The sequence below is a fragment of the Halopseudomonas pachastrellae genome (assembly GCF_900114765.1).
GTDB lineage: Bacteria > Pseudomonadota > Gammaproteobacteria > Pseudomonadales > Pseudomonadaceae > Halopseudomonas > Halopseudomonas pachastrellae.
The window spans coordinates 1-5,036 of sequence record NZ_FOUD01000055.1 but is presented as its reverse complement, the minus strand read 5'-3'; the positions used below and the strand labels follow the sequence as shown (position 1 = coordinate 5,036).

At 51.6% G+C, this 5,036-nt stretch carries 2 tRNA genes and 2 rRNA genes; all 4 read right to left on the bottom strand.

The window, feature by feature from the left end:
- Nucleotides 1–34: 34 nt before the first annotated feature.
- Nucleotides 35–2,923: ribosomal RNA gene (locus BM116_RS18590) — 23S ribosomal RNA — on the bottom strand.
- A gap of 279 nt (nt 2,924–3,202) precedes the next feature.
- Nucleotides 3,203–3,278 (bottom strand) — tRNA-Ala (locus BM116_RS18585).
- A 24-nt stretch (nt 3,279–3,302) separates the two neighbouring features.
- A tRNA-Ile gene (locus BM116_RS18580) sits at nt 3,303–3,379 on the bottom strand.
- A gap of 66 nt (nt 3,380–3,445) precedes the next feature.
- Nucleotides 3,446–4,984: ribosomal RNA gene (locus tag BM116_RS18575) — 16S ribosomal RNA — on the bottom strand.
- Together the 16S and 23S rRNA genes with 2 tRNA genes alongside form the textbook arrangement of a ribosomal RNA operon.
- Nucleotides 4,985–5,036 lie beyond the last annotated feature (52 nt).

Below are 5,036 nucleotides of genomic sequence, written 5' to 3'. Positions count from 1 at the left end.
TTGGCTCGATAACACCAGATTGCTTGGGTGTTATATGGTCAAGCCACACGGGCAATTAGTATTGGTTAGCTCAACGCCTCACAGCGCTTACACACCCAACCTATCAACGTCGTAGTCTTCGACGGCCCTTTAGGGGAGTCAAGCTCCCGGTGAGATCTCATCTTGAGGCAAGTTTCCCGCTTAGATGCTTTCAGCGGTTATCTTTTCCGAACGTAGCTACCCGGCAATGCGTCTGGCGACACAACCGGAACACCAGAGGTTCGTCCAACCCGGTCCTCTCGTACTAAGGTCAGCCCCTCTCAAATCTCAAACGTCCACGGCAGATAGGGACCGAACTGTCTCACGACGTTCTAAACCCAGCTCGCGTACCACTTTAAATGGCGAACAGCCATACCCTTGGGACCGGCTTCAGCCCCAGGATGTGATGAGCCGACATCGAGGTGCCAAACACCGCCGTCGATATGAACTCTTGGGCGGTATCAGCCTGTTATCCCCGGAGTACCTTTTATCCGTTGAGCGATGGCCCTTCCATACAGAACCACCGGATCACTAAGACCTACTTTCGTACCTGCTCGACGTGTTGGTCTCGCAGTCAAGCGCGCTTTTGCCTTTATACTCTACGCACGATTTCCGACCGTGCTGAGCGCACCTTCGTACTCCTCCGTTACTCTTTGGGAGGAGACCGCCCCAGTCAAACTACCCACCATACACTGTCCTCGATCCGGATAACGGACCAGAGTTAGAACCTCAAAGTTGCCAGGGTGGTATTTCAAGGTTGGCTCCACGCAGACTGGCGTCCACGCTTCAAAGCCTCCCACCTATCCTACACAAACAAATTCAAAGTCCAGTGCAAAGCTATAGTAAAGGTTCACGGGGTCTTTCCGTCTAGCCGCGGATACACTGCATCTTCACAGCGATTTCAATTTCACTGAGTCTCGGGTGGAGACAGCGCCGCCATCATTACGCCATTCGTGCAGGTCGGAACTTACCCGACAAGGAATTTCGCTACCTTAGGACCGTTATAGTTACGGCCGCCGTTTACCGGGGCTTCGATCAAGAGCTTCGCCGAAGCTAACCCCATCAATTAACCTTCCGGCACCGGGCAGGCGTCACACCCTATACGTCCACTTTCGTGTTTGCAGAGTGCTATGTTTTTAATAAACAGTTGCAGCGGCCTGGTATCTTCGACCGACATGGGCTTACGCAGTAAATGCTTCACCCTCATCGGCGCACCTTCTCCCGAAGTTACGGTGCCATTTTGCCTAGTTCCTTCACCCGAGTTCTCTCAAGCGCCTTGGTATTCTCTACCTGACCACCTGTGTCGGTTTGGGGTACGATTTCTAGTTACCTGAAGCTTAGAAGCTTTTCCTGGAAGCATGGCATCAACCACTTCGCGTTCTAAAGAACACTCGTCATCAGCTCTCGGCCTTAAGCGCCCGGATTTACCTAAGCACTCAGCCTACAACCTTAAACACGGACAACCAACGCCGTGCTGGCCTAGCCTTCTCCGTCCCTCCATCGCAGTAACTAGAAGTACGGGAATATTAACCCGTTTCCCATCGACTACGCCTTTCGGCCTCGCCTTAGGGGTCGACTCACCCTGCGTCGATTAACGTTGCGCAGGAACCCTTGGTCTTCCGGCGAGGGAGTTTTTCACTCCCTTTGTCGTTACTCATGTCAGCATTCGCACTTCTGATACCTCCAGCCAACTTCTCAATTGACCTTCACAGGCTTACAGAACGCTCCTCTACCGCTCATCTTACGATGAACCCGTAGCTTCGGTGTATGGTTTGAGCCCCGTTACATCTTCCGCGCAGGCCGACTCGACTAGTGAGCTATTACGCTTTCTTTAAAGGATGGCTGCTTCTAAGCCAACCTCCTAGCTGTCTAAGCCTTCCCACATCGTTTCCCACTTAACCATAACTTTGGGACCTTAGCTGACGGTCTGGGTTGTTTCCCTTTTCACGACGGACGTTAGCACCCGCCGTGTGTCTCCCGTGCTGACACTCACTGGTATTCGGAGTTTGCATCGGTTTGGTAAGTCGGGATGACCCCCTAGCCGAAACAGTGCTCTACCCCCAGTGGTGATACACGAGGCGCTACCTAAATAGCTTTCGAGGAGAACCAGCTATCTCCGAGCTTGATTAGCCTTTCACTCCTATCCACAAGTCATCCGCTAACTTTTCAACGGTAGTCGGTTCGGTCCTCCAGTGCCTGTTACGGCACCTTCAACCTGCCCATGGATAGATCGCCCGGTTTCGGGTCTATACCCAGCGACTAAACGCCCTATTAAGACTCGGTTTCCCTACGCCTCCCCTAGACGGTTAAGCTCGCCACTGAATATAAGTCGCTGACCCATTATACAAAAGGTACGCAGTCACAGAACAAGTCTGCTCCCACTGCTTGTACGCATACGGTTTCAGGTTCTATTTCACTCCCCTCACAGGGGTTCTTTTCGCCTTTCCCTCACGGTACTGGTTCACTATCGGTCAGTCAGGAGTATTTAGCCTTGGAGGATGGTCCCCCCATGTTCAGTCAACGTTTCACGTGCGCCGACCTACTCGATTTCACAGCTAAGAGTTTTTCATATACGGGGCTATCACCCACTATGGCCGCACTTTCCAGAGCGTTCTATTAAACTCAAAACTGCTTAAGGGCTGGTCCCCGTTCGCTCGCCACTACTTGGGGAATCTCGGTTGATTTCTTTTCCTCAGGGTACTTAGATGTTTCAGTTCCCCTGGTTCGCCTCACACACCTATGTATTCAGTGTGTGATACCTAGCTTATGCTAAGTGGGTTTCCCCATTCAGAGATCTCCGGATCAAAGGTCATTTGCCACCTCCCCGAAGCTTTTCGCAGGCTATCACGTCTTTCATCGCCTCTGACTGCCAAGGCATCCACCGTATGCGCTTATTCACTTGACCATATAACCCCAAACAATCTTAAGTTAATTGCTTAACTCAGATTATTCAGTGATATCGGTTTAAAACAGAATTAACGACAATTCCGGAACTTGCACTTGAGATTACAAGTTTACCTTAGCCACATTGCATGCAGTGAAACATGCCATGTGTCTGTACTTCTATCACATATCCAAATTTTTAAAGAGCGTCTGGTTCAGAGACCAGATATCAACAATCAAGCATTTGATTGTTCATATATGAACTCTGAGTTCCATTCTATGGCGTTGTACTGCGTCGACCTGGTGGAGCCAAGCGGGATCGAACCGCTGACCTCCTGCGTGCAAGGCAGGCGCTCTCCCAGCTGAGCTATGGCCCCGTTCAGACCTGACACCTCGACAATTGGTGGGTCTGGGCAGATTCGAACTGCCGACCTCACCCTTATCAGGGGTGCGCTCTAACCAACTGAGCTACAGACCCAATCGCCTTTCTTTATGAATCAAGTAATTCGTGTGAGTGCTTGAAGAAGCGCTGAGATCTGTCGATTAAGGAGGTGATCCAGCCGCAGGTTCCCCTACGGCTACCTTGTTACGACTTCACCCCAGTCATGAATCACACCGTGGTAACCGTCCTCCCGAAGGTTAGACTAGCTACTTCTGGTGCAACCCACTCCCATGGTGTGACGGGCGGTGTGTACAAGGCCCGGGAACGTATTCACCGTGGCATTCTGATCCACGATTACTAGCGATTCCGACTTCATGGAGTCGAGTTGCAGACTCCAATCCGGACTACGATCGGTTTTATGGGATTAGCTCCACCTCGCGGCTTGGCAACCCTCTGTACCGACCATTGTAGCACGTGTGTAGCCCTGGCCGTAAGGGCCATGATGACTTGACGTCATCCCCACCTTCCTCCGGTTTGTCACCGGCAGTCTCCTTAGAGTGCCCACCATAATGTGCTGGTAACTAAGGACAAGGGTTGCGCTCGTTACGGGACTTAACCCAACATCTCACGACACGAGCTGACGACAGCCATGCAGCACCTGTGTCAGAGTTCCCGAAGGCACCAATCCATCTCTGGAAAGTTCTCTGCATGTCAAGGCCAGGTAAGGTTCTTCGCGTTGCTTCGAATTAAACCACATGCTCCACCGCTTGTGCGGGCCCCCGTCAATTCATTTGAGTTTTAATCTTGCGACCGTACTCCCCAGGCGGTCAACTTAGTGCGTTAGCTGCGCCACTAAAATCTCAAGGATTCCAACGGCTAGTTGACATCGTTTACGGCGTGGACTACCAGGGTATCTAATCCTGTTTGCTCCCCACGCTTTCGCACCTCAGCGTCAGTGTCAGTCCAGGTGGTCGCCTTCGCCACTGGTGTTCCTTCCTATATCTACGCATTTCACCGCTACACAGGAAATTCCACCACCCTCTACTGCACTCTAGCCAGACAGTTATGGATGCAGTTCCCAGGTTAAGCCCGGGGATTTCACACCCATCTTATCAAGCCGCCTACGCGCGCTTTACGCCCAGTAATTCCGATTAACGCTTGCACCCTCTGTATTACCGCGGCTGCTGGCACAGAGTTAGCCGGTGCTTATTCTGTTGGTAACGTCAAAGTTGCAGCGTATTAAGCTACAACCCTTCCTCCCAACTTAAAGTGCTTTACAATCCGAAGACCTTCTTCACACACGCGGCATGGCTGGATCAGGCTTTCGCCCATTGTCCAATATTCCCCACTGCTGCCTCCCGTAGGAGTCTGGACCGTGTCTCAGTTCCAGTGTGACTGATCATCCTCTCAGACCAGTTACGGATCGTTGCCTAGGTGAGCCATTACCTCACCTACAAGCTAATCCGACCTAGGCTCATCTGATAGCGTGAGGTCCGAAGATCCCCCACTTTCTCCCGTAGGACGTATGCGGTATTAGCGTTCCTTTCGAAACGTTGTCCCCCACTACCAGGCAGATTCCTAGGCATTACTCACCCGTCCGCCGCTCTCAAGAAGAAGCAAGCTCCTTCTCTACCGCTCGACTTGCATGTGTTAGGCCTGCCGCCAGCGTTCAATCTGAGCCATGATCAAACTCTTCAGTTAAATACTGATTGGGTTTTGAGAAAACCCTAAACTTGGCTCAGCTTTACAAAAA